The organism is Enterovirga sp. CN4-39 (genome assembly GCF_049446235.1).
Lineage (GTDB): Bacteria > Pseudomonadota > Alphaproteobacteria > Rhizobiales > Beijerinckiaceae > Enterovirga.
The window spans coordinates 63817-87400 of record NZ_JBMSEF010000007.1 but is presented as its reverse complement, the minus strand read 5'-3'; the positions used below and the strand labels follow the sequence as shown (position 1 = coordinate 87400).

Below are 23584 nucleotides of genomic sequence, written 5' to 3'. Positions count from 1 at the left end.
CCAGCCGAGCAGGCCTTCGCACGAGTTTACGAGATGAGCAGAGGACGAGATTTCCGGGACCAGCGGCGGCGCGGTTTCGGTGACGATTTTGGTTCCGACCGTGGTCCGAGCCCCTATGATTCCCCCCCGCCGCGCGCTCCCATGGGCGGCGGGCGTCCTGCTATGGCCCCTTCCGGTCCGGAGCAGGAGGCGACCGTAAAGTGGTTCAACCCCGAGAAAGGCTTTGGCTTCGCTGAGCTTTCCGACGGGTCGGGCGACGCCTTCCTCCACATCCGCGCGGTCGAAGCGACCGGCCATAGCGAGCTGGATCCCGGCACGAAGCTGGTCGTGAAGGTTGCTGCCGGCCAACGCGGCCCGCAAGTCACCGAGGTGGTCAGCGTCGATACGTCGACGGCTGAGCCGCGCCAGGCCCGGCGCTCCGGCGGCTTCGGCGGTGGCGACCGCTTCGGCGGCGGTGGTGGTGGCGGCTACGGCGGCGGCGGCGATCGCTTCGGCGGTGGTGGTGGTGGTGGCGGCGGCTACGGCGGCGGTGGTGATCGCTTCGGCGGCGCTCCGCGTCGGTCCTTCCCGAGCGCCCCTCGCGAGACGGGTCCGGTCGAGGACATGACCGGCGTCGTGAAGTGGTACAACCCCGCCAAGGGCTTCGGCTTCATCGCGCCGGATGATGGCGGCCGCGACGTGTTCGTTCACCGTTCCGCGCTCGAGCGCGCCCGCCTCGCCGACCTTCAGGAAGGCCAGCGCGTGCAGATCGGCGTGACCCAGGGCCAGAAGGGCCGCGAAGTCGCGACGATCGACGTAGTCGACTGATACCGGCGGCACCGCTTGCGAGCGGGGCACCTGAGCCAATCAAGGGGCCGCATCGACAGCGATGCGGCCCTTTTTTTGCCCCGCGCCGACTGCGCTCACTCGTTCGCGCCGCGCAGAGCCTCGCAGACAGCGTCCGTGACCTGCCGGGTCGTCGCAGGGCCGCCGAGGTCCGGCGTATGCAGGTCTGGCTCCGCGGTCACCCGCTCGACTGCCCGCATGAGGCGTTCAGAGGCTGCCCTCTCGCCGAGATGGTCCAGCATCATCGAGGCGGTCCAGAAGGCGCCGACCGGATTGGCGATTCCCTTCCCCGTGATGTCGAAGGCGGATCCGTGGATCGGCTCGAACATCGATGGCGTCTTCCGCTCGGGATTGAGGTTCGCCGTCGGGGCGATGCCGAGCGAACCGGCGAGAGCCGCTGCGAGATCCGACAGGATGTCGGCATGAAGGTTCGTGGCAACGATCGTATCGAGCGTTTGCGGCCGCAGCGTCATCCGCATGGTCATCGCGTCGACCAGCATCTTGTCCCAGGTCACGTCCGGGAACTCGGCCGCGACCTCCGCCGCGATCTCGTCCCACATCACCATCGCATGCCGCTGTGCGTTGGATTTCGTGACCACCGTCAGGAGCTTGCGCGGGCGTGACTGCGCGAGGGCGAAGGCGTAGCGCATGATGCGGAGCACGCCCGCACGCGTGAACATCGAGACGTCCGTCGCGACCTCCTCGGGCAGCCCGCGATGCACGCGGCCGCCCACGCCCGCATATTCCCCTTCGGAGTTCTCGCGGACGATCACCCAGTCGAGCTCCGGTCCGGAGACGTTCCTGAGCGGGCTGGTGATCCCGGGGAGGATCCGGGTTGGACGAACGTTGGCATATTGATCGAGCGGCTGGCAGATCGCGAGGCGCAAGCCCCAGAGCGTGAGGTGATCCGGGATGTCCGGCGCGCCCACCGCACCGAAATAGATGGCGTCGAAGCTGCGAAGCAGGTCGGCGCCGCCCTCCGGCATCATGACGCCGTTCCGGCGGTAATAGTCGGAGCCCCAGTCGAAATGCTCGACCTGCAGTTCGAAGCCGCCGTCGCGCTCCGCGCAGGCGCGAAGCGCTTCCAGCCCAGCCTCGATCACCTCGGGACCGATTCCGTCACCGCCGATGGCAGCGATCCTATGCGTGCGCATTCCTGTTCCGTTCCGATGCAGAGCGAGGGCGTTGGCGGGCCTCAGTTTCCGGTGACACCGGCCTTCTTGATGACGGGCACCCACTTGTCGATCTCGCTCGCAACCAGCTGGCCCAGGGCTTCACGGGTCTGGCCTGCCGCGTCGGGGAGTTCCGCGCCGAGTTCCAGCAGGCGCTTTCTCGTAGTCTCGTTCGCGAGCGCCGCGCGGGCGGCTGCGTTCAGCTTCTCCAGGATCGGAGCCGGCGTACCCTTCGGCGCGAAGAGGGCGTTCCAACCCGTCGCCTGGAACTCGGCCAAGCCCTGCTCGGCGGAGGTCGGCACGTCCGGCACCACGCCGAGCCGGTTCGGCACGGCGACGACCAATCCTTTCACGGAGCCGGCCTGGATCTGGGGCACCACCGCCACGGTCTGGTCGCACACATAGTCGATCTGTCCCGCAAGCAGCGCGTTCAGCGCGGGGCCGGAGCCCCTGAAAGGCACGTGCTGGGGCTTCGCGCCGACCAACGAATCCAGGAAGAGGCACGTCAGGTGCGAGGTCGCGCCGACGCCGCCCGTCCCATAGTTCAGCGTCTCGCCTTTTGCCTTCAGGAGCGCTACGAACTCCCTGAAATCCTTGACGGGCAGGTCCTTCTTGGCGACCACGAGCATCGGCGTTGCCGCCGCATTCATGATCGGCTCGAAATCCGTCCTCGGGTCATAGGCGAGCTTCGGATAGAGCCCTACGCTGGCCGCCTGGGTGCCGAGATTACCCATCAGCAGCGTGTAGCCGTCAGGTGCGGCCTTCATGACCCTGCCGACGCCCACGGTTCCGCCTGCACCGGTGACGTTCTCGACCAGGATCTGCTGGCCGAGCGTCCTCGACATGTCGTCCGCCATGATCCGGCCGATCACATCGGTCGTGCCGCCGGCCGCGAAGGGTACGACCATCGTGATCTGCCGCTGGGGGAACGCGTCCTGCGCGGCGGCGGGGGATGCGAGTGTCAGCACGGCCGCGAGAGCGGCCCAGGCGCGCTTCATGATACCTCCCAGACGGACGCCGCTTACGAGGCGCAGCGCTCCTGATCTTGGGAGGCAACTTAGCGCAGTTTGCGTGCCTGAACAGGCGGCAAGCACAGCCCTCGAAAGTCTAGGGGGCAGACGCTGGGCCTAGCCGCCCAGGACCGTCGTCATGACCTGGCCGCCCCGGCTGATCGTGATGCGCCACAGCTGGGCTCCAGCCCGCGCCATCCGATCGAGTTCGCGGGTCGAGCCGATCTTCTCCCCGTTCAGGGCCAGGAGCACGTCGCCCTTCTGCAGGCCGACACGTGCCGCGAGGCTTCCCTCCTGCACGTCCGAGACGACCACCCCCTCATGCGCCTCCAGTTGCATCTCTTCGGCAACCGCAGGGGAGGCGTTCACGATCACGGCTCCGGCGAAAGGCGAACGCCCCTTCATCACGATCTGGTCGCGCGCCGGGATTTCTGGGGCGAGTTGAAGTTTGACCGTGAGCACCCGCCGCGTCCCGCCCCGGTTGACCGTGACCGGTACCTCGCCCGATGTGCCTTTGAGGGCGAAGCGCCAGCCAAACGCGTCCGGGTCCTCGACCGGACGCCCATCGACCTCCAGGACGACGTCCCCGCGCTTCAGGCCCGCCGCATCCGCCGGGCCCCTGTCGCGCACCGAGCTGACGAGTGCGCCGGTCGGACGATCGAGGCCGAGCCCGTCGGCGAGTTCCTGGTTCACGGCCTGCAGGGAGGCGCCCAGATAGGGGCGCCGGACGGTATTGGCGCCGGCCCGGGCGGAGTCGAGCACGACCTTCACCATGGCGGCAGGGATGGCGAAGCCGATCCCGACGCTCCCGCCCGAGTTCGAGAAGATAGCCGAATTGATGCCCACAAGTCGGCCGTGCATGTCCACGAGGGCGCCACCCGAATTACCCGGATTGATGGCCGCGTCGGTCTGGATGAAGTAGCCGTAATCGGACACGCCGACGTTGGTCCGCGCGAGGCCGGACACGATCCCCTGGGTCACGGTGCGCCCGACCCCGAACGGGTTGCCGATCGCCAGGACGAGGTCGCCGACCTCCAGGGCGTCATCGTCGCCGAGTTCGAGCGCCTTCAGGCCTTGCGTCGGCTTCAGCTTGAGGACGGCAAGGTCGGTCCGGGGATCGCGCAGCACGATCTCCGCCTCGATCTCCCGGTTATCCGACAGCGCGACTTTCACCTCGGTCATCTCGGCGACGACGTGATGGTTCGTGACCACGAGTCCCGAAGCATCGAGGATTACACCCGATCCGAGCGAGCGCTGGACGCGGTCCCGCGGCATCGAGGGAACGTCTCCGAAGAACCGGCGGAAGAAGTCGTCCATCCCGGCGCTCCGCCTGGTGCGCTCCACGCGTGCGCCGTAGACGTTGACGACGGCCGGAGCGGCCGTTTTCACGACCGGAGAGAATGAAAGCTGTACCTGGGCCCGGCTCTCGGGCGCGGCGCGGGTCTGCCCGCCCGCCGGGATCGAGAGCGCAAGGAGGGGTACGAGGGCAAGCGCGGCGCATCTCATCGGGGAACTCGATTCGCGTGTAGCGGAAGCGGTATAGGCGCCCGAAGGGGCACCACAAGGCCTAGACAGCCTTGCTCCCACGACCGAGCAGCGCCTCGTACAGAGCGATCAGGGCTGAGGCGTGGCGTTCCGGGCTCAGCGGCGCGGCCCAGTAGCGCCGATGGGCGGTACTTCCCATGCGACGGGCGAGATCCGTATCGCTGAGTCGCCTGAAGGCCGATGCGAGCGCATGGACCTGGGGCTCGACGACGAAGCCCGTCTCGCCCGAGATCACCTTCTCGGCCGCTCCCGCCCGGTCGGAGACCACGGCCGGCACACCCGCGGCAAGCGCCTCATACACGGTCAGCGGACCGGTCTCGTACCAGCGGGACGGCGCAACGACCGCCCTCACCTCCCCGCGAAGCAGTCGCTCGATCTCAGCCCGGTTTCGCCAGCCCAGCATCTGGGCACTCGGATTCGCCTTCCGGATCGCCGCCTCGGCGGGCCCCTCACCGATGAACATCACCGGCATTCCTGCGAGCGCGGCAGCCTGTGCGACGATGTCCGCTCCCTTCTCGCGGGTCAGCCGACCGATAAAGGCGAGCTTTGCGCCTTCGGCGATCGCCGCAGGAGCGGATTGAGTCGCCTCCACCGGGTTGTCGATCCGATGTTCGCGGATCTGCGGCGGCATGAACGGCGCCAATGTGGCCTGGGCTCGGTCAGACACATGGACCACGTCGAACGAGTGTCCGGCGAGGGCCGCTCGCGTGACGGCGGCCCGCAGCACCCGCACCCCCTTGTGGGCCATCGATCGCGGATCGCATGGCGCGAGGAGGCAAGCCAACGAGAGCGGCCGCACGGCGCAGGGCTCGTCGCGCTCGAACCGGTAATAGACGCCGTTCGGGCAGGCGATGAAGTAGTCGTGCAGAGTCACGACGACGGGCGACCCCGAGCGGAGAAGGACCGGGAACGCTGCCGGAGAGAGCGATCGCGTCCACTGATGCAGATGCAGGATCTTCGGGCCTGGCGGCAGTCGCCCGAGCACGGCGCGCAGGCGCGCTGCGGCATCGTGGTTCCAGATTCCAGCGCCGAGTTGCCGGACCGCCGGCCGGTCCCAGATGTCGGCCTGGTCGAGCCCGACGACCTCCACGCCCGGGGTGTCGAGCCGCTTGTCGGACACGCCGCCGATCGCGTGGATATACGTGACGGGCACGCCTCGCGCTGCGAGCGCCGCCGCCGACTGGATCGCGACGGATTGCGCTCCTCCCGAGGCTTGAGGAAAATCCGCTATGACAACGACGCGCATGGCCGGAATGAGCCTGTGCGAATTGTGTTGCGATTGAGTGAGTTCAGGGGCGGTCACCCCAGTTACGGGTTCTTGGACGCTGGTCGCGGACAGTTCCGGCGGCCAGCGCGTTGCATGAGTTCTCCGTCCGCGTCGTCGCGATGCGGATCAGCCCGAGGATGCGACATGAGCCTGCCGTTACCCGTCCGCTACTCTCCCGACGTCGAGACGATCCTGCCGGACGAGGAGGACACGGTCAGGCAGATCAACGAGACCTTCGACACGATCCTCAACACCACCTCGAGGGATTACGGCCATGCCGTCCGGGCCGTGCATGCCAAGGCGCACGGGCTCCTGAAAGCGACGCTGACCATCAACGACGGCCTGCTGCCGGAACTCTCACAGGGATTGTTCGCCCGCCCGGGCCGCTACGAGACCTTTCTCCGGATTTCCACCAACGCCGGCGACATACTCGACGACGCGATCTCGCTCCCTCGCGGGCTGGCCATGAAGGTCGTCGGCGCCGAGGGAGAACGCCTCCCCGGCGCTACGGGCTCCACGCAGGACTTCGTCATGGTGGATGGCCCGACCTTCCAGGCACGGACCGCGAAGGAGTTCCTCGGGGCTCTCAAGCTCGTCGCGAAGACCACAGACGTTGCCGAGGGCGGGAAACGTGTGCTCTCCACCTTCCTGAGGGGCGTGAACAAGGCGCTCGGAGCGATCGGCATCGAAAGCGCGACCGTGAAGGCGCTCGGAGGCGCCCCGAACGCCCATCCGCTCGGCGAGACCTATTACAGCGTCACACCGTTCCGCTACGGCGACTATATCGCCAAGTTCAGCCTGAAGCCGATCGCGCCCGAGATCGTCGCCCTGGCCGGCGTGGAGATCGACGCGAGCCACGATCGCGACGCGCTGCGCCACAGGATCCAGGCCGACATGGCCGGGATCGACGCGGCCTGGGAGTTCAGGGTGCAGCTCTGCCGGGACCTCCAGAAGCAGCCCGTGGAGGACCCGACGGTCGAGTGGAAGGAGGAGGAGGCGCCTTTCCTCCGCGTCGGCACTGTTATCGCTAAGCGGCAGGATAGCTGGGATCCTGCACTCGTCCGCGCCGTCGACGAGGAGATGCGCTTCAGTGTCTGGACCGGGCTCGCCGCGCATCAGCCTCTTGGCAACATCAACCGGGCCAGGCGGGAACCCTACCGGCACTCCTCCGACTTCCGCGCCCGCTTCAATCTCTGCCCGATCCACGAGCCGGCCTGAGGCCGGCCACAAAAAAGGGCGGCCCGAAAGCCGCCCTCGATACCCGGAGAAACCCCCAGCTCACTCGCTCTCGACGAGCTCGGTCTTCTGCGTCGGGCCGGAATCCTGCCCCTTCGCATCGACGTCGCGGTCGACGAACTCGATGACTGCCATGGGAGCGTTGTCGCCCTGGCGGAAGCCGGCCTTAAGCACGCGGAGGTAGCCGCCCGGGCGGGAGGCGTAGCGCGGGCCGAGCACGTCGAACAGCTTCTTCACCATCGTCTCGTCGCGCAGCTGCGCGATCGCCTGACGGCGCGCATGCAGGCCGCCGCGCTTGCCGAGCGTGACCAGCTTCTCGACGACCGGACGGAGGTCCTTCGCCTTCGGGAGCGTGGTGACGATCTGCTCGTGCTTGATCAGGGCCGCAGACATGTTGGCGAACATCGCCTTGCGGTGCTCCGCCGTGCGGTTGAAGCGGCGACCGCGAAATCCGTGACGCATGTGGCTCTCCTATCTTTCACGGCCGCCGTGCCAAGGGCCGGCCGTTCCTTCTGATCATTTCCCGCCCATGCCGGCGAAGCCGGCGCCCAGCGGGTCGAAAACCCCGGCACCTTTGCCGGGGTCAGGCGGCGAAGCCGCTCAGTAGTGCTCCTCGAAGCGCTTAGCGAGGTCTTCGATGTTCTCCGGCGGCCAACCAGGCACCTCCATGCCAAGGTGAAGGCCCATGCCGGCGAGAACTTCCTTGATCTCGTTCAGCGACTTGCGGCCGAAGTTCGGGGTGCGAAGCATTTCGCCCTCGGACTTCTGGATGAGATCGCCGATATAGACGATGTTGTCGTTCTTCAGGCAGTTCGCCGAGCGGACCGACAGCTCGAGCTCGTCGACCTTCTTGAGGAGCGCCGGGTTGAACGGGAGCTGCGGCGCCAGGGCCTGAGCTTCCTCGCGACGGGGCTCCTCGAAGTTCACGAAGACCGAGAGCTGATCCTGGATGATGCGAGCCGCGTAGGCGACCGCATCCTCGGGGCTGAGCGCGCCATTCGTCTCGATGGTCATCGTCAGCTTGTCCTTGTCGAGATCCTGGCCCTCGCGGGTGTTCTCGACGCGGTACGAAACCTTCTTGACCGGGCTGAAGAGGCTGTCGACCGGGATCAAGCCGATCGGCGCGTCTTCCGGACGATTGCGCTCGGCCGGGACGTAGCCCTTGCCGGTCGTCACCGTGAACTCCATGCGGATCTCGGCTCCCTCGTCGAGGGTGCAGAGCACGAGTTCGGGGTTCAGGACCGAAATATCGCCCGTGGTCGCAATATCGCCAGCGGTGACGACGCCGGGTCCCGTCTTGCGGAGCGTCAGGCGCTTCGGCCCCTCGCCCTGCATGCGGATGGCAATCGTCTTGATGTTGAGGACGATGTCCGTCACGTCCTCGCGCACGCCCGGGATGGACGAGAACTCGTGCAGAACGCCGTCGATGTGGACAGCGGTGACGGCTGCACCCTGGAGGGACGACAGCAGGACGCGGCGCAGAGCATTGCCGAGCGTCGTGCCGAAGCCGCGCTCCAGCGGGCTCGCGACGATGGTGGCGACGCGGCGCGGGTCGTCGCCCTGGGACACCTGGAGCTTGTCCGGCCTCGTCAGCTCTTTCCAGTTCTTCTGTATCACGGCTCTTCCCCTCGGACGGCGGACGCGGGGCATCGGCAAGTGCCGGCCCCGCGGAGGTCTTCAGCGATGTAGGGGCTTCCCGCCCCGTAGATCAGACGCGGCGGCGCTTGCGCGGGCGGCATCCGTTGTGCGGGATCGGCGTCACGTCCCGGATGGAGGTCACGGTGAAGCCGGCGGCCTGCAGGGCGCGAAGGGCCGATTCACGACCGGAGCCCGGACCGGAGACCTCGACCTCGAGCGTCCGCATGCCATGCTCGGCGGCCTTCCGGGCGGCATCCTCGGCAGCGACCTGTGCCGCATACGGGGTCGACTTCCGCGAGCCCTTGAAGCCCATCGAGCCGGAGGAGGACCACGAGATCGTGTTGCCCTGCGCGTCCGTGATCGTGATCAGCGTGTTGTTGAACGAAGCGTGCACGTGGGCAACGCCAGAGACGATATTCTTACGTTCGCGGCGGCGGACGCGGGTTGCCTCTTTGGCCATCAAAAGATCCTTCAGGCGCGCCCGTATTCCCAGGCGCTCGGGATGTGGAGGTGATCTCCCGGCAATGCCGGGCGGCTACCGGCCGGGCTCCACCCGGCCATCGCCCTCTCAGTCGTCATGGCCGGGCTTGCCCTGCCATTCCGCACACAAGAGAGCGGCTTCTCGTCATAAAGTCCCAGCTCACCACTCGGTGGCGTCCGGGATAAGATTCAGCACGCGGCGCTGAATCTTACTTCTTCTTGCCGGCGATCGGCTTCGCCTTACCCTTGCGGGTACGGGCATTGGTATGGGTACGCTGACCGCGGACCGGCAGGTTGCGACGGTGACGCAGGCCGCGGTAGCAGGCCAGATCCATCAGCCGCTTGATGTTCATCGAGACTTCGCGACGGAGGTCGCCCTCGACGAGGTAATCGCGATCGATCGTCTCGCGGATCTGGAGCACCTCGGCATCCGTCAGCTGATTGACGCGACGCTCGGGCTCGATGGAGACCTTCTCGACGATCTCCTGCGCCTTCTTCGCGCCGATGCCGTGAATGTACTGAAGCGCGATAACAACGCGCTTGTTCGTTGGGATATTGACGCCTGCGATACGGGCCACGTCCGCCTCTCCTCGCGCCGAACCAGCCGACGCTCGATCATGTCTGACGCCGCCGGCGTCGTCTCAACCGCCAAAAAGAGCGCGCCGACACCCTCTCTGGGGAGGCGCCGCGCGACTCTCTAAAACCTCGATTGACAGCGGCGCTCTAGCTACGCCGCCCGTCGATGTCAACCTGGAACAGGTTTCCACCCCGAGACCCAAACCCTTCGAGGGCGGCTCACCGGTGCACCACCGCTATATAGGGGCGCTTGACCCGCCTGACCAGCCCGGCCTAGCCGGAGACGTGGCGAGCACCATCCAAGCACCCGCTCCATGGGAGCCGAATCTCAGCTGGATCACCGAGCATCTGGCCGTCGGCGGTCGATTCCCGGTCGAGCGTGCCGAGACTATGGCGCACCACCTGGCCATCCGCGCGGTGGTCGATCTACGCAGCGAGGCCTGCGACGATGAAATCCTGCTGCAGCGGCATGGGATCTCGCTCCTTCATCTTCCGACGGACGACCACCACGCGGTGAGCCAGCCGATGCTCGAGGACGGCGTCACTTTCGTGCGGCCTTATCTCGACCGCGGAGAGAGAGTGCTGATCCATTGCGAGCACGGCATCGGCCGCTCCGCCACGCTCGCGCTCTGTGTCCTGGTCGAGCGGGGCTACGAACCGCTCGAAGCCCTTGAGCTTTCGAAGACCAGGCGCGCGCTCATCTCCCCCTCCCCTGCCCAGTATCATGCCTGGACGGCGTGGCTCGCGCGCTTCGGCCGGGAGCGGCGGGCCAGCTGGGAGATCCCGTCCTTCGACGCCTTCAAGGCCATCGCCTATCGGCATCTACAGCCCGTCACCTGATGCTGGTCTACGGCGACGCCGTCCGCCGAGAGACGGTCGCGCAGAAGATCGGGGCCGTCCGGCATTACCTGTCCGAGGCTGCGAGCGCCGAGCCTTGGATCGCCGCGCATGGCCTGCTGGTCGCAGCCCTCATCGAAGCGGGCGAGTTGGCCCAGGGCCTGGCCGACCGCGCCTTCGAGGCGCACGGTCGCCAAGATACACCGTCCGACGAGAGCGGTGCCGCCATGTCGCTCACCCTCGCACTTGCCGAGGCGGTCGGCCTGTCCTGGAGCGAGCGGAGGATCTGCACGGAGCCAGCCTTCGCGGCGATCGCGACGATCGAGGCCAGCGCAAAGGGAGGCGATCTCACGGTCAAGCTGCCGGAAGGGTTTGCGCATTATGCGCTCTATCCGGAGACCTATTATGAGGCGGCGCGCGCGCTTGCCGGACGCGACCTTAGCGTCATCGGGATTCGCAGTATCGGGACGACGCTAGCCGGAATGGTGGCAGCAGGCGCCGGCGCACCCTGCCCTAAGACGGTGCGACCCGTAGGCCATCCATTCGATCGCACGCTCGCGCTCGCCGAACCGCTCGCGCTTCCGCCAGGGATCGAGGTGGCCATCGTCGACGAGGGGCCTGGGCTCTCCGGCTCGTCCATCACGGCTGTCGCGAAGGAGTTGCAAGCCGTCGGCATCGCACGCGGGCGGGTCCACGTGTTTCCGAGCCACGCGAACGGGCCAGGCCCGCAGGCCAGCGAGGCTGTCCGGAGTTTCTGGGAGGCGGCGCAGCTTCACCTCCGCACCTTTGACGAGGCCGTCGTCGCGGGAGACGAACGGGGGCTCGTTTCCTGGGTCGCCGATCTCACGGGCGAACCGGTGGGCGACCTAAGGGAGATCACGGGCGGGGCATGGCGCGGGACGCGCGGGTGGCATGGCGACCATCCTCCGGTTCACCCCTGGCAGGAGAAGCGGAAATTCCTTCTCGAGAGCCGATCCGGAAGCTGGCTGCTGAAATTTGCGGGTCTCGGCCGGATCGGACTTGAAAAACTCGCGCGCGCCGAGGCGCTGGCGGAGGCTGGGTTCGCGCCAAAGCCGCTCGGCCTCCGACACGGCTTCATCGTCGAGCGCTGGCACGGGGACGCACGTCCGCTCGACGCGTCCGGCCCCGAGCGGCAGCGCTTCCTCACGCATCTCGGGAACTATCTCGGCTTCCGAGGCCGCAGTTTCGCGTCGGATGCCGCTACCGGAGCCTCGAGCCAGCAGCTGTTCGACATGCTGCACGTCAATGCGGAAGAGGAGTTTGGCCCCGAGCCCGCCCGCCAATCGACGGCATGGCGTCCGTTACTGGCACGGCTCCAGGCCGAGGTCCGCCGCATTGAGACCGACAACCGGCTGCACGCTTGGGAATGGCTGGTCTTGCCGGACGGACGGTTCCTCAAGGCGGACGCGGTCGACCATCACGCCGCTCACGACCTCGTCGGCTGCCAGGACATCGCGTGGGACATCGCCGGCGCCTCGATCGAGTTCACTCTGACGGCCGGTGAACGACAGGATTTGATCAGCCGGATCGAACAAGTTGGCGGGTTCGTAGTTGATCGCGCGCAGGTACGGTTCGCGACACGTTGTTATCCCGCCTTCCAGCTCGGCTACTATCGCGAGGCAGCAGCCTCTACAAAGGACGCGGACGAGGCCGGTCGGCTTCGCGCCGCGGCGGAGCGGTACGCTTCGTACCTTTCCAAGCTCCTCGCGAGCGACGCAGAACCGAACGCGTTTCCCGCGGGTTTCGAGAAAAAGGAATAGAGTCTCCCTCTTCTACAACTTCCCACCCCGGGCTGGCCTACCCAACTCTCGCGAGCTCCCTCTGCCGGACGCAGGTCCGGCGGATGATCTCCAAATCGAAAGGATGACGCGATGAGCGCTTCTTCGAAGACCGTGGATCACGACGAGATCAGGAAGTGGGCCGAGGCGCGTGGCGGCCGCCCATCGATCGTCCGTACGGGCGGAGCCAGGGGCAAGAACAAGTCGGGCGGCGTGCTCCGCATCGACTTCGGCCCGAAGGAAGAGAAATTCGAGGAGATCTCCTGGGAGGAGTTCTTCGCGGTGTTCGACCAGTCCCACGTCTCGTTCCTGCATCAGGACCAGACGAAGGGGGGCAAGGAAAGCCGCTTCAACAAATTCGTCGAGCGCTCGCCAGAAGAGGATCAGCCCTCGAGGAAGAAGACCGCCCGGAAGGCGAGCACGGCCAGGAAGGACGCCCCCGCAAGGACGAGCACCAAATCCGCGGCTGCAAAGTCTTCCGGCGAGAAGTCCGCGCAGAAGAAGGCGGCCGCGAGATCCGCCTCGAGCAAGTCGAGCGGAAGCGCCGGCGGGGACGAGGCGCCCTCCACCCCCAAGGCGAAGGCGACCGCGGCAAGAGGCGCAACGTCGAAGAGCGCCTCGGCAAGCGGGTCAAAAGCGGCCGGAACGAAATCGAGCCGCCCCAAGGCGGCGAAGGCAAAAGGCTGAGACGAACAACGTGGCAGAGACGATCCTCATCACAGGCGGCGCGGGTTTCATCGGCCGCTATGTCTCGCGCGCGCTGCTCGATCGCGGCGACCGTGTCGTTATCCTGGATAGCCTCATCGAGCAGGTACACGGCGGCAAGGCCGAGCCCGACGGGCTGGATCCCCGCGCCGAGTTGATCATCGGGGACGTGCGGGAGGATGCTGTCGTCCGCGCCGCCCTGAAGGGCGTCGACAAGGTCGTCCATCTCGCGGCCGAGGTCGGCGTCGGACAGAGCATGTACGCGATCGACCGCTATGTTTCGGTCAACGACCTCGGGACGGCGGTGCTGTTCCAGGAGCTCATCGCGCAGCCGGTGAAGCGGGTCGTCGTCGCTTCGTCCATGAGCATCTACGGCGAGGGCCTCTACCGCACGATGGACGGCGAGCACGTGGAGGATGCCATCCGGCAGCCGAATGCCGGTGCTCCCTGGGATCCGCCGGACCCGAAGGGCCGTCCGATGATCCCGGTCCCGACGCCGGAATCGAAACGTCCGACGCTCGCCTCGGTCTATGCCATCACCAAGCACGTCCAGGAGCGGCTGACCCTCACGCTCGCGCCCTATTACGGCATGGAGGGTGTCGCCTTGCGGCTCTGGAACGCCTACGGCCCCGGCCAGGCGCTCTCGAATCCCTATACGGGCGTGCTCGCGATCTTCGCCTCCCGCATCCACAACGGCAATCGTCCCGTCATCTTCGAGGACGGCAAGCAGCGACGGGATTTCGTCCATGTCGAGGATGTCGCGCAGGCCTTCCTGCTTGCGCTCGACCGGCCGCAGGCGGCGGGCCAAGTCTACAATATCGGCAGCGGCGTCGACCGGACGGTTCAAGAGGTCGCCGAGCTCCTCGCCGAGGCAATGGGCCGGCCTGACCTGACGCCTGAGATCGCCGGAAAGGCGCGCGCGGGGGATATTCGTCACAACATTCCGGACATCACCAAGGCACAAGCCGAGCTCGGTTACGCGCCTCGCAAGGACTTCTCCGAGGGGCTGCGTGAACTCGCCGAATGGGTGGCCCAGCAGCAGGCCCATGATCGCGTGAGCGAGGCGCGGAAGGAACTTGAGGCCCGGGGCCTCGTGGCATGAACGCGGCGACACCCGCTGTCGTCGGCCGCCGGCCCATCCTGGTCACAGGCGGGGCAGGCTTCATCGGATCGAACCTCGCCGACCGCCTCGCATCCGAAGGCCACGACGTCCTCATCTACGACGCGCTCGCGCGCCCGGGGGTCGATCGCAACCTCGCATGGCTGACCGAACGGCATCCGCGGCGGATATCGGCCGTGATCGCAGACGTGCGCGCAGGGACCGACCTCGCCGCCGCCGCCCGCGACGCCTCCGCGGTCTTCCACATGGCCGCGCAGGTCGCCGTGACGACGAGCCTCGTCGATCCCGTCTCGGATTTCGAGATCAACGTGAAGGCGACGCTTGCGCTGCTGGAAGCGCTCCGCGCCCGGCCCGAGCCGGCGCCGCTCATCTTCGCCTCGACAAACAAGGTCTATGGCGATCTTGCCGATGTCGGCCTCGAGCTGACGAATGCGGCCTATCTCCCGATCGATCCGGCCATACGGTGCCATGGTATCGGCGAGAGCCGGCCCCTCGACTTCCACACGCCCTATGGCTGCTCGAAGGGTGCCGCGGACCAGTACGTCCTCGACTACGCGCGCTCCTTCGACGTGCCGACCTCCGTCATCCGCATGAGCTGCATCTACGGCCAGCGGCAGATGGGGACGGAGGACCAGGGCTGGGTGGCGCATTTCGCCATACGGGCACTCGAGGGCCGCCCCATCTCGATCTACGGCGACGGCGCGCAGGTGCGGGACATTCTCGACGTCTCGGACGCGGTCGAAGCCTATGTGGCCGCGCTTCGCGACATCAAGGCGATCTCCGGGAGGGCGTTCAACCTCGGCGGGGGCGCGCAGAACGCCGTCAGCCTACGCCACCTGATCGCGCATCTCTCGGACCTGGTCGGCCGCGAGGTCGAGGCAAACTATTCCGACTGGCGGCCGGGAGATCAGCGCTACTTCGTGGCCGATTCCCGCTCGATCCAGACGGCCCTCGGGCTGAAGGCGCCCGTGCCATGGCGCACCGGCGTCGCCAATCTGGTGGCGTGGCTCCGTGCCGAGCGAGGCCTTTCGGGTGAGCCCGAGACGAAGCGCGCCGTGCGCGTCGGCGCTCTCTCGTGATGGCGGCCGATACCGGCTGGCGCTGATGAATACGCCGATCAAGGTTCTCATGACCACTGACGCAGTCGGCGGCGTGTGGACCTACGCGCTCGACCTCGCGGCCGGCCTCCGGGAGAGAGACATCGAGATCACGCTCGCGATCCTCGGGCCGGCGCCATCGGACGGGCAGCGGCAGGCCGCCGCAGGAATCGCCGGCCTGCGCATCATCGAGACAGGGTTGCCGCTAGACTGGACAGCCGGGAGCCGCGACGAGGTGGTGGGAGCGGGAGCCGCGCTCGCTGCCCTGGCAGCCGAAACGGGTTGCGAACTCGTTCAACTGAACAGCCCCGCGCTAGCGGCCGATGCAGCCTTTCCCTGCCCAGTGATCTCCGTATGTCACTCCTGCGTGGCGACCTGGTGGGCGGCCGTGCGCGGCGGCTCGCTCCCGGAGGATTTCGCTTGGCGGACGGATCTCGTCCGCAGCGGCTATCAGGCAGCGGACCTGCTTCTCGCCCCGAGCGCCGCCTTCGCAAGAGCGACGGCAACCGCCTACGCGCTCGGAGAGTTGCCGCGCGTCGTGCACAATGGCCGGGCCGCCCGGCCTGACCCCTCTCCACGCGAACCTGTCGGGCGATGCGTCGTGCTCACTGCCGGCCGCCTCTGGGACGAGGGCAAGAACATCGCGGCGCTCGACCGAGTTGCCCAGAAGCTACCCGCTCCGATGCTGGCCGCCGGTCCGACGCATGGCCCGAACGGCGCTGCGATCACTCTTCATCACGCCGCTGAACTTGGCTACGTCGATGCGGCAACGCTCGACGGGCATTTCGCTCGGCAGCCCGTCTTCGCGTCGCTGGCGCTCTACGAGCCTTTCGGCCTGGCCGTGCTGGAGGCCGCCCAGGCCGGCTGCCCGCTCGTCCTCTCTGACATACCCACTTTCCGTGAGCTCTGGGACGAGGCGGCGCTATTCGTCCATCCGGAGGACGAGAATGGCGCCGTCGCGATCCTGACTGGCCTCCTGGCGGATGCGACGGAGCGCGACAGGCTCGGCCGCGCCGCGCAGGAACGCGCCGGCCGCTACAGGCTGGACCGCATGGTCGAGGGCGTAGCCGGCGCCTATCGAGACGTGCTCGCCAGCAAGGGTCGCCGCCCGCACCTGATGACTGCCGCCTGATGCGCTTCGTCTACTTCACCCACTCGCTCGTCTCGTGCTGGAACCACGGCAACGCGCATTTCCTGCGTGGCGTCTTCCGGGAGTTGATCGCGCGCGGGCACGAGACAAGCGTCTTCGAACCGGCCGGGAACTGGAGCCTCGACAACCTGCTGCGGGACCACGGCGAGGCGGGGCTCGAGGCGTTCCACGCCGGCTATCCGGAGCTCAGCTCGGTCAGCTACGGCGCTGACCTGGATCTCGACCGGGCGCTGGACGGCGCAGACGTTGTGATCGTCCACGAGTGGAACGACCATGCCTTGGTCGCGGCGATCGGCGCGCATCGGCGCCGTGGCGGCCGCTACACGCTCCTCTTCCATGACACCCACCACCGGGCGGTGAGCGACCCGAGCTCAATGCGTGCCTACGACCTGTCCGGCTATGACGGCGTGCTCGCCTTCGGCGAAACCTTGAGCGACGTTTATCGCGCCTGGGGCTGGGGTGGACGCGTCTTCACCTGGCACGAGGCGGCCGATACGCGCCTGTTCAAGCCTCCGGAGGTCGAAGGAGAGCGCGCCGGTCTCGTCTGGATCGGCAATTGGGGCGACGACGAGCGCAGCGAGGAGTTGGAGGCCTATCTCTTCCGCCCCGCTGCCGAGCTCGGGCTGTCGCTCGACATCTATGGCGTTCGCTACCCCGAGATGGCGCTCGGCACGCTCGCCCGCCACGGGGCGCATTATCTCGGCTGGCTGCCGAACGCCCGGGCCCCGGAGGTCTTCGCCCGCCACCTCGCGACAGCCCACGTGCCCCGCAGGCTCTACGTGCAGCAGCTCCCGGGCATCCCGACGATCCGGGTCTTCGAAGCGCTCGCCTGCGGCATCCCGCTGGTATCGGCGCCGTGGCGGGACGACGAGAACCTCTTCCGGGTCGGCACGGACTTCCTGATGGCCAGGGATCCCGTCGAGATGGGGCGGCATCTGAAAGCCGTGCGCGACGACGCGGAGCTGCGCGCCTCGCTCGTTCGCAGCGGGCTCGAGACGATCCTCGCTCGCCATACCTGTTCACATCGGGCCGACGAGCTGTTGGCCATCCTCGGCCGGGTGGCGCAGAGCCGCCCGCTGGAGAACGTCGCATGAGAATCGCCTTCTACGGCTCGAGCCTCCTGTCCTCGTACTGGAACGGCGCCGCGACCTACTACCGGGGCCTCCTCTCGCAGCTGGCGAAGCGCGGCCACCAGATCACCTTCTACGAGCCGGATGCTTTCGATCGGCAGAAGCATCGGGACATCGACCCGCCGGATTGGTGCCAGGTGAAGGTCTATCCGGCGACGGACGAGGCCGTGCGGTCGGTCATCGCCGAAGCTGCGCTGGCGGATGTCGTCGTCAAGGCGAGCGGGGTCGGCGTCTATGACGACGTGCTGCTGCAAGGAGTGGTGGAAGCGTCCCGCCCCGGTGCCATCCGCATGTTCTGCGACGTGGACGCGCCAGCGACGCTCGCGGAGTTACGCGAGCATCCCGATCACCCGATGCATGAGGCGCTGCCCCAACTCGACCTCGTCATCACCTATGGCGGCGGTGCACCGGTGATCGAGGCTTACGAGGGGTTCGGCGCCCCGCTCTGCGTGCCGATCTACAACGCGCTCGATCCCGAGACGCACCATCCTGTGCCGCCGGACGATCGCTTCAAGGCGGATCTCTCCTTCCTGGGTAACCGTCTGCCGGACCGGGAGGCACGGGTAGAAAGCTTCTTCCTGGACGCGGCCGCGCGCCTGCCCGAACGCTCGTTCCTGATCGGCGGCAACGGCTGGGAAACGAAGGGGATGCCGGCCAATGTCCGGCATATCGGCCACGTCTACACACGCGATCACAACGCCTTCAACACCTCGTCGATGGCGGTCCTGAACATCGCCCGCGACTCGATGGCGAGCGTCGGCTACTCGCCCGCAACGCGCGTCTTCGAGGCGTGCGGCGCCGGCGCCTGCCTGATCACGGATGCCTGGGTCGGGCTCGACATGTTCCTGAAGGAGAACGTGGAGGTGCTCGTCGCCCGCGATGGGGCGGAAGTGGCCGAGCATGTCCGCACCCTCACGCCCGAGCGTGCCCGGGAGATCGGCCAAGCCGGCCGCGCCCGCATCCTCAAGGAGCACACCTATGAGCGCCGCGGCGTGGAACTCGACCGGCTCCTCCGCGATGTGACGGCAGCCAAGCGCGAGCGGAGCGCGGCGTGAGCACGCGGAACATGAAGGTCGTCGTACTCGGCCTCAGCCTCTCCTCCTCCTGGGGCAACGGCCACGCGACCACGTACCGCGCACTGCTCAAGGCCTTCGTAGCGCGGGGACACCACGTGACGTTCCTCGAACGCGACGTACCCTGGTATTCCGGACCGCATCGCGACCTCGCCGACCCCGACTGGTGCCGCCTGCTCTTCTATAAGGAAACGAAAGACCTCGCCGAGCATCGCGCAATGATTGCCGGTGCGGATGCGGTGATCGTCGGGTCCTACGTGCCGGACGGCGTCGCGGTGGGCCGGCTCGTGCAGGACTGGGCGCGCGGCGTAACGGCGTTCTACGATATCGACACGCCCGTGACGCTCGCGAAGCTCGCCCGGGGCGACACGGAGTATGTCTCGCCGGAGCTGATCCCCGGCTACGACGTCTATCTGTCGTTCACGGGCGGGCCGACGCTGGACCTGCTCGAACGCCGCTATGGCTCGCCGGCGGCGCGGGCGCTCTACTGCTCCGTCGATCCAGCCGCCTATCCGCCGCTCGAGCGGGAGAAGCGGTGGGACCTATCCTATCTCGGCACCTACAGCCCCGACCGGCAGCCCGTGCTGGAGCGGCTGCTGATCGAGCCGGCGCGCCGTCTGCCTCATCTCCGCTTCGTGGTGGCCGGGCCCCAATATCCGGACGACATCGCCTGGCCCGAAAATGTCGAGCGTTTCCAGCATGTTGGCCCGGTGGACCATCCCGAGTTCTACGCCGCGAGCCGCTACACGCTCAACGTTACCCGCGCCGACATGGTCGCGGCAGGCTGGAGCCCGAGCGTCAGGCTGTTCGAGGCGGCGTCCTGCGCGACGCCCGTCATCTCGGACGTGTGGCGCGGGATCGAGGACGTGCTGACGCCCGGCCGCGAGATCCTCCTCGCGATGACCTCCGACGAGGTGGTCTTGACCTTGGCCGATCCCGACGAGCAGAAGCCTGCCCGTCTCGGGGAGGCCGCGCGGGCGCGGATCCTCGGCGCGCACACGGCCGATTGCCGGGCCCTCGAACTCGAAGGCTATCTGACAGAGGCCGCCGGGCGACGGCGCGAGGCAGAGGCGCCCCGCCTCCAGGCCGTTGCGGTCTAGGCAGGTTTCCGCAGGAGAAAGACGGAGCCGTCCCAGCATTCGAAATTGGGCGACGGCTCCTCGACCCGAGGGAACCCCGCATTCCCAGCTGCCTGGGCGATCTCGGAGCGGTCACCATCGGGATCTCCGCGATACGAGTAGTTGAGGATCGCCAGGGTTCCGCCGGGGCGGAGGAGGCGCCCGGCCTCGGCAATGTGCCTCGCCGCGACTTCGGCGCCTGCCTGGACGAGATAGGGAAAGACGTCCACCGCGAGGACCAGGTCGAAGCTGGCGCCGTCGAAGCCCGAGAGGTCGCGCCCCGAGGATACCTCGAGGCGGACATTCCGAAGGCCTGCGCAGCGCTCTTGGGCAGCCGCGATCATCCCCGGCGACACGTCGATGCCAGTGACCACCGCCACCTCCGGCGCGAGGGCGCGGACGAAGCGGCCGATGCCGCAGCCGATCTCCAGCACATGGCCGTTCCTCGCGAGCAGGCCCCAACCCCGCAGCGCCTCGACGATCTCCGCCGTCGCGCGCGCCAGCAGCTCGGGCGAGCCGAGGGCGTAGAGCGCCACACCTGCCTCCGGCTGCGCCTTCGCGAGGCGATCGAAGACCGACGCCCAATAGACCACTGCCTCGTCCGCAGAGGCGGAGCCCCGATCGTGCTCGGCCTCGACCATCACCTGGCGGATGGTGGCCCAGGCGGAGCCGTGCTCGTCCAGGAGCCTGGCGAGCGCTTCAAGGCGCACGGCCTCTACACCGGTCAATCCTTCTCCCACCTCCCCGACCGCAGCCCTCATCTCCTCCGGCGAGGACGCCTCCATGCAGAGGCGCATGAGGGCGATGTTGGGCGGCATCCCGCCGGCGAGATAGGCGTCCAGGATCGGGAGGAGCTTGTCAGCCATGGCGCCTGAAGCTGCGGCGCCGGTTCCAGCGATCTGCGGCGCCCCACTCGTACTTGTAGGCCTCCTGCCCGCGCAGGAAGTGGAATTCGCTCGCGCCCTCCTGCCGGGCGGCTTCGATGGCATGGCCGACGAGCAGGGTCCCCGGGCTCTCGAAGGAGAAGCCGGGATCGAAGCCGCCGAGATAGGCGTAGGCGCGCTGGCCGTGATGCAGGCCGTAATAGGCGCCGACCACCTGGCCCTCGATCGAAAGGATCCACAGGCGGGTGAGCCCAGCTTCTGCCAGGAGGGGGAGCGCGCGCTCGTGGAAGCGGAGGACCGGATCGTCGGCCAGAACCCCATCCTCGCCGCGAGTCGCCCAACGGGCGCCGTGCAGGCGGACGAGGTGATCGATGAAGCTGGGGACGCCCCCCTGGCCGACGGGGGTCACCTGCCCTCCCCGCCGCGCCGAGCGGTTCTCCGCCATGCGCAACTTGCGCCGCTTGCGGGCGGGAACCGGAACTTCGTCGGTGAGCTCCAGAACCGGACAGGCACTCTGCCGGATGAGCTCCTCGCAGCTGTCCACGGGTGCCGGGATGGCGAACCCGGCGGCGGCCGGCATGAGTTCCTCGAGTTCCCAGCTGTCCCAATCGGGTGCGTATTCGCGGACCGACCGGCTGAGCATCGGAGCGGCTTCGGGAAGGGTCGGGTCGAGAAGCACGTCCAGGTAGTCCGTGATCCCGATCCCGATCGGCAGCAGCCGGCGGCCGAGCGCGCCTTCCTCGAGATAGACGGGTGCAAGTGCGACGAGCCTGCCGCCGGCCCGAAGCGCGATCGTGGACAGCCGCCCAGGCCGGAACGCGCGCCACCATGGCAGGAGCCAGGCCGGCGATTGAAAGGGCGTCGCCGCCGGGCACCGCCGCCAGAGCTCCCACCACTCGGGAGCAAGCGCCTCGAGACCTTCCTCGTCCTCGACGAGCGCCGCAGCCAGCGCGCCGCTCATGCTGCGCCGTGCAGGAGGCGGCCCGCCGCGAGACGCGAATAGAGGTCGAAATAGGCGGCGATCATCTTCTCCTTGGAGAAGCGGAGGCGGGCCGTCGCGCGGCAAAGCTCGGGATCGATCTCGCCCGCCCTGCGGATCGCGGCGGCCATGCCCTCGACGTCATCGACGAGGAAGCCCGTCCGGCCGTGCTCGACCGCCTCGGACAGGGCGCCGTTCGGAAAGGCGACGACGGGCGTACCGCAGGCGGCCGCCTCCCGGGCGACCAGCGACGACGTCTCGGGCACGAGCGAGGGAACAAGGAGGCAGCGCGCCGCCGTGAGGAGCCGGCGCTTCCGCGCGAACCCGACCGGGCCGAGAAACCGATACCGGGGGCCGAGTTGCGGCTGCACCTCCTCCTCGAAATACCGGCGGTGCTCCGCGTAGGGAAAAAGCTCCCCGGCTATGAGAAGCGGGATGCCGGCTGCCCTGGCGGCATCGAGGGCGACATGCACGCCCTTCTCGGGGCAGATGCGGCCCAGAAACATGGCGTAGTCGCGCTTGGCGTGGCGTGCCTGAAGTGCCTCGACATCGATCCCGTTCGGGATCGGCGGCAGGAAGCTGTCGCCGGCCCCGCAACCGCCCTGCTGCGATCCCGACACGCAGTGAAGCCAGGTATCGGGACGGGACGGCCGCAAGGCCTCGGCCGGATACCAGGACGGCGGAAGGTGCAGGGTCGCCAGCACGGGTGGACCCGGCGGCGGAAGCGCGGTGTAGAAATCGAGCCCATGCATGTGCACGAGATCGACCGGATAGCGCGCCAGCGCCGAGGCGACGGCAGCCCGCGTCGCAGCCTGGCCCATCTCCCTGGCGTCTTCATCCAACAGGCCGACGGGGGCCGGCACCTGGACCAGCGTCCCGACGACCTGCGATCCTTCCTGCGCGACGACGACCGACCGATGCCCCGCCGCGACGATAGCGCGGTCCAACATGGAGAGGATCTGCTCCGACCCGCCCGCCGCGTCCGGCGAGACGGGCGCCAGCGGAAAGGCGACGCTGAGGATCGTCAGGCTCACGCGGCGCGCTCCTGCCGCAGCGCGCGGGCAGCATCGGCGGCGAGTTCGAGCCACTGCCCTCCCGTCAGGCCCCAACCGTACTGTTCGTAGAGCAGCGCGCCGCCATTCGGCAGCGACCCGAAATCAGGGGTCGGCGCGAGGCGGAAGGGCTCGTCGCTGACCGTGAAATGCGCCAGGGTCCGCGACTGGCTCGCGTGAGCGGCCACCATGCCCCGCTTCAGCTCGCGCTCCGCTTCGGTGACGCGCAGGATCGCGACGCCCTCCTCCTCCGCAAAGGTCTGCCGCAGCCACCCTCCATCCGGACCAAGGCGATAGAGCGGCGCCTCGACGAGCGCCGGCCGGGGCGCGCTCACGAGCCCGAGTGCGCCATGAACGGCCCAGCAGACCGCGTCGTGATCGGGATGCCCGCCCTCGTAGGCGTGCGTGACGGCGACATCCGCGCCATCGAGGATCGGGACGAGCCGGCGTGCGATCTCGGCGAGCGCAAAGGCGGCGCCCTGGTCCGGGACTCCGAGGCAGGTCACCCGGTCGCCCGGCACGCCGGCGAGCGCCATCGCGGCCCGAAGCTCGTTCCGGCGTGCGGCTGCATAGTCGGCCGGTGTCGCAAAACCGCGCCGGCGCGCATCCTCGCCGTTGCGCGGCGCCCCGTCGGTGACGTGTACGATCGTGACGTCCTCCAGCCGCGGCAGCAGGGCGCCGCAGGCGAGCGTCTCGTCGTCCGGATGGGCGAAGACGAGAACCGTCCGGCCCGGGATGCGCGGCCGGGTTGGGCCGGTGATGCGGGCGAGGATGCTCGCGGCGTCCATCACCTCCTCCTTGTCATCACCGGGCTTGTCCCGGTGATCCCGAACGACTTCTGGCGCGCCCTTCAGGTCGGGTTGGCCGGGACAAGCCCGGCCATGACCCCGG

Annotated in this window: 22 protein-coding genes and 1 pseudogene; 11 read left to right on the top strand and 12 right to left on the bottom strand. The window is 68.0% G+C overall.

Annotated features, from left to right (window positions below):
• Positions 1-33: 33 nt before the first annotated feature.
• Entirely contained in the window at positions 34-807 is a 774-nt protein-coding gene (locus tag ACO2SS_RS13385) for a cold-shock protein (RefSeq protein WP_423278172.1), read from the top strand.
• Between the two features lie 95 nt (positions 808-902).
• Here the strand turns inward: ACO2SS_RS13385 and ACO2SS_RS13380 are convergent, their stop codons facing one another.
• From ACO2SS_RS13380 to ACO2SS_RS13365, 4 genes are all read right to left on the bottom strand, one after another.
• Entirely contained in the window at positions 903-1979 is a 1077-nt protein-coding gene (locus tag ACO2SS_RS13380) for a tartrate dehydrogenase (RefSeq protein ID WP_423278171.1), read from the bottom strand.
• Between the two features lie 41 nt (positions 1980-2020).
• Positions 2021-2995 (bottom strand): tripartite tricarboxylate transporter substrate-binding protein, encoded by a 975-nt coding sequence (locus ACO2SS_RS13375; RefSeq protein ID WP_423278170.1) that lies wholly within the window; start codon positions 2993-2995, stop codon positions 2021-2023.
• 129 nt (positions 2996-3124) lie between these two features.
• Entirely contained in the window at positions 3125-4513 is a 1389-nt protein-coding gene (locus ACO2SS_RS13370) for a Do family serine endopeptidase (protein ID WP_423278169.1), read from the bottom strand.
• Between the two features lie 61 nt (positions 4514-4574).
• Positions 4575-5798, bottom strand: a complete 1224-nt coding sequence (locus ACO2SS_RS13365) for a glycosyltransferase (RefSeq protein WP_423278168.1) — start codon at positions 5796-5798, stop codon at positions 4575-4577.
• 165 nt (positions 5799-5963) lie between these two features.
• Here ACO2SS_RS13365 and ACO2SS_RS13360 point away from each other — a divergent pair, with 165 nt between their 5' ends.
• On the top strand, positions 5964-7037 hold the full coding sequence (locus ACO2SS_RS13360; protein ID WP_423278167.1) for a catalase family protein: 1074 nt from the start codon (positions 5964-5966) through the stop codon (positions 7035-7037).
• Between the two features lie 60 nt (positions 7038-7097).
• Here ACO2SS_RS13360 and rplQ read toward each other — a convergent pair whose 3' ends face one another.
• The 4 genes from rplQ to rpsM form a co-directional block, all read right to left on the bottom strand.
• Positions 7098-7517 carry a 50S ribosomal protein L17 gene (gene rplQ, locus ACO2SS_RS13355; protein WP_423278166.1) on the bottom strand — a complete coding sequence of 140 codons (420 nt, stop codon included), beginning with the start codon at positions 7515-7517 and terminating at the stop codon, positions 7098-7100.
• A 138-nt stretch (positions 7518-7655) separates the two neighbouring features.
• Complete coding sequence (locus tag ACO2SS_RS13350; protein WP_423278165.1) at positions 7656-8705, bottom strand: DNA-directed RNA polymerase subunit alpha; 1050 nt, start codon at positions 8703-8705, stop codon at positions 7656-7658.
• A 58-nt stretch (positions 8706-8763) separates the two neighbouring features.
• Positions 8764-9153: a 30S ribosomal protein S11 gene (gene rpsK, locus ACO2SS_RS13345; RefSeq protein WP_423278164.1), complete on the bottom strand. Its 390-nt coding sequence runs from the start codon at positions 9151-9153 to the stop codon at positions 8764-8766.
• Between the two features lie 229 nt (positions 9154-9382).
• On the bottom strand, positions 9383-9751 hold the full coding sequence (rpsM, locus tag ACO2SS_RS13340) for a 30S ribosomal protein S13 (protein ID WP_423278163.1): 369 nt from the start codon (positions 9749-9751) through the stop codon (positions 9383-9385).
• 283 nt (positions 9752-10034) lie between these two features.
• Between rpsM and ACO2SS_RS13335 the strand changes: the two genes are divergently transcribed.
• The 9 genes and pseudogenes from ACO2SS_RS13335 (at position 10035) to ACO2SS_RS13295 (ending at position 19760) form a co-directional block, all read left to right on the top strand.
• Complete coding sequence (locus tag ACO2SS_RS13335) at positions 10035-10589, top strand: protein-tyrosine phosphatase family protein (protein WP_423278162.1); 555 nt, start codon at positions 10035-10037, stop codon at positions 10587-10589.
• Complete coding sequence (locus ACO2SS_RS13330; RefSeq protein WP_423278161.1) at positions 10589-12367, top strand: hypothetical protein; 1779 nt, start codon at positions 10589-10591, stop codon at positions 12365-12367. The genes ACO2SS_RS13335 and ACO2SS_RS13330 overlap by 1 nt, the downstream gene beginning before the upstream one ends.
• A gap of 111 nt (positions 12368-12478) precedes the next feature.
• Positions 12479-12757: pseudogene (locus ACO2SS_RS13325) on the top strand (hypothetical protein); the annotation flags it as partial.
• A 325-nt stretch (positions 12758-13082) separates the two neighbouring features.
• On the top strand, positions 13083-14192 hold the full coding sequence (locus ACO2SS_RS13320; protein ID WP_423278160.1) for an NAD-dependent epimerase/dehydratase family protein: 1110 nt from the start codon (positions 13083-13085) through the stop codon (positions 14190-14192).
• Positions 14189-15289 (top strand): NAD-dependent epimerase/dehydratase family protein, encoded by a 1101-nt coding sequence (locus tag ACO2SS_RS13315; RefSeq protein WP_423278159.1) that lies wholly within the window; start codon positions 14189-14191, stop codon positions 15287-15289. Before ACO2SS_RS13320 ends, ACO2SS_RS13315 begins: the two co-directional genes overlap by 4 nt.
• Positions 15290-15338: 49 nt before the next feature.
• Positions 15339-16439: a glycosyltransferase family 4 protein gene (locus ACO2SS_RS13310; RefSeq protein WP_423278158.1), complete on the top strand. Its 1101-nt coding sequence runs from the start codon at positions 15339-15341 to the stop codon at positions 16437-16439.
• Positions 16439-17551, top strand: a complete 1113-nt coding sequence (locus ACO2SS_RS13305; RefSeq protein ID WP_423278157.1) for a CgeB family protein — start codon at positions 16439-16441, stop codon at positions 17549-17551. The genes ACO2SS_RS13310 and ACO2SS_RS13305 overlap by 1 nt, the downstream gene beginning before the upstream one ends.
• Positions 17548-18642 (top strand): CgeB family protein, encoded by a 1095-nt coding sequence (locus tag ACO2SS_RS13300; protein ID WP_423278156.1) that lies wholly within the window; start codon positions 17548-17550, stop codon positions 18640-18642. Before ACO2SS_RS13305 ends, ACO2SS_RS13300 begins: the two co-directional genes overlap by 4 nt.
• Positions 18639-19760: a CgeB family protein gene (locus ACO2SS_RS13295; protein ID WP_423278155.1), complete on the top strand. Its 1122-nt coding sequence runs from the start codon at positions 18639-18641 to the stop codon at positions 19758-19760. The genes ACO2SS_RS13300 and ACO2SS_RS13295 overlap by 4 nt, the downstream gene beginning before the upstream one ends.
• On the opposite strand, the gene ACO2SS_RS13290 is transcribed toward ACO2SS_RS13295, so the two are convergent.
• The 4 genes from ACO2SS_RS13290 to ACO2SS_RS13275 are packed head-to-tail and all read right to left on the bottom strand — an operon-like array spanning position 19757 to position 23481.
• Positions 19757-20644, bottom strand: a complete 888-nt coding sequence (locus ACO2SS_RS13290; protein ID WP_423278154.1) for a class I SAM-dependent methyltransferase — start codon at positions 20642-20644, stop codon at positions 19757-19759. The two genes, ACO2SS_RS13295 and ACO2SS_RS13290, sit on opposite strands and share 4 nt — an antisense overlap.
• Complete coding sequence (locus tag ACO2SS_RS13285; protein WP_423278153.1) at positions 20637-21623, bottom strand: GNAT family N-acetyltransferase; 987 nt, start codon at positions 21621-21623, stop codon at positions 20637-20639. Before ACO2SS_RS13285 ends, ACO2SS_RS13290 begins: the two co-directional genes overlap by 8 nt.
• Positions 21620-22675 (bottom strand): glycosyltransferase family 4 protein, encoded by a 1056-nt coding sequence (locus ACO2SS_RS13280; RefSeq protein ID WP_423278152.1) that lies wholly within the window; start codon positions 22673-22675, stop codon positions 21620-21622. The genes ACO2SS_RS13285 and ACO2SS_RS13280 overlap by 4 nt, the downstream gene beginning before the upstream one ends.
• Positions 22672-23481 (bottom strand): PIG-L deacetylase family protein, encoded by an 810-nt coding sequence (locus tag ACO2SS_RS13275; RefSeq protein WP_423278151.1) that lies wholly within the window; start codon positions 23479-23481, stop codon positions 22672-22674. The genes ACO2SS_RS13280 and ACO2SS_RS13275 overlap by 4 nt, the downstream gene beginning before the upstream one ends.
• Positions 23482-23584 lie beyond the last annotated feature (103 nt).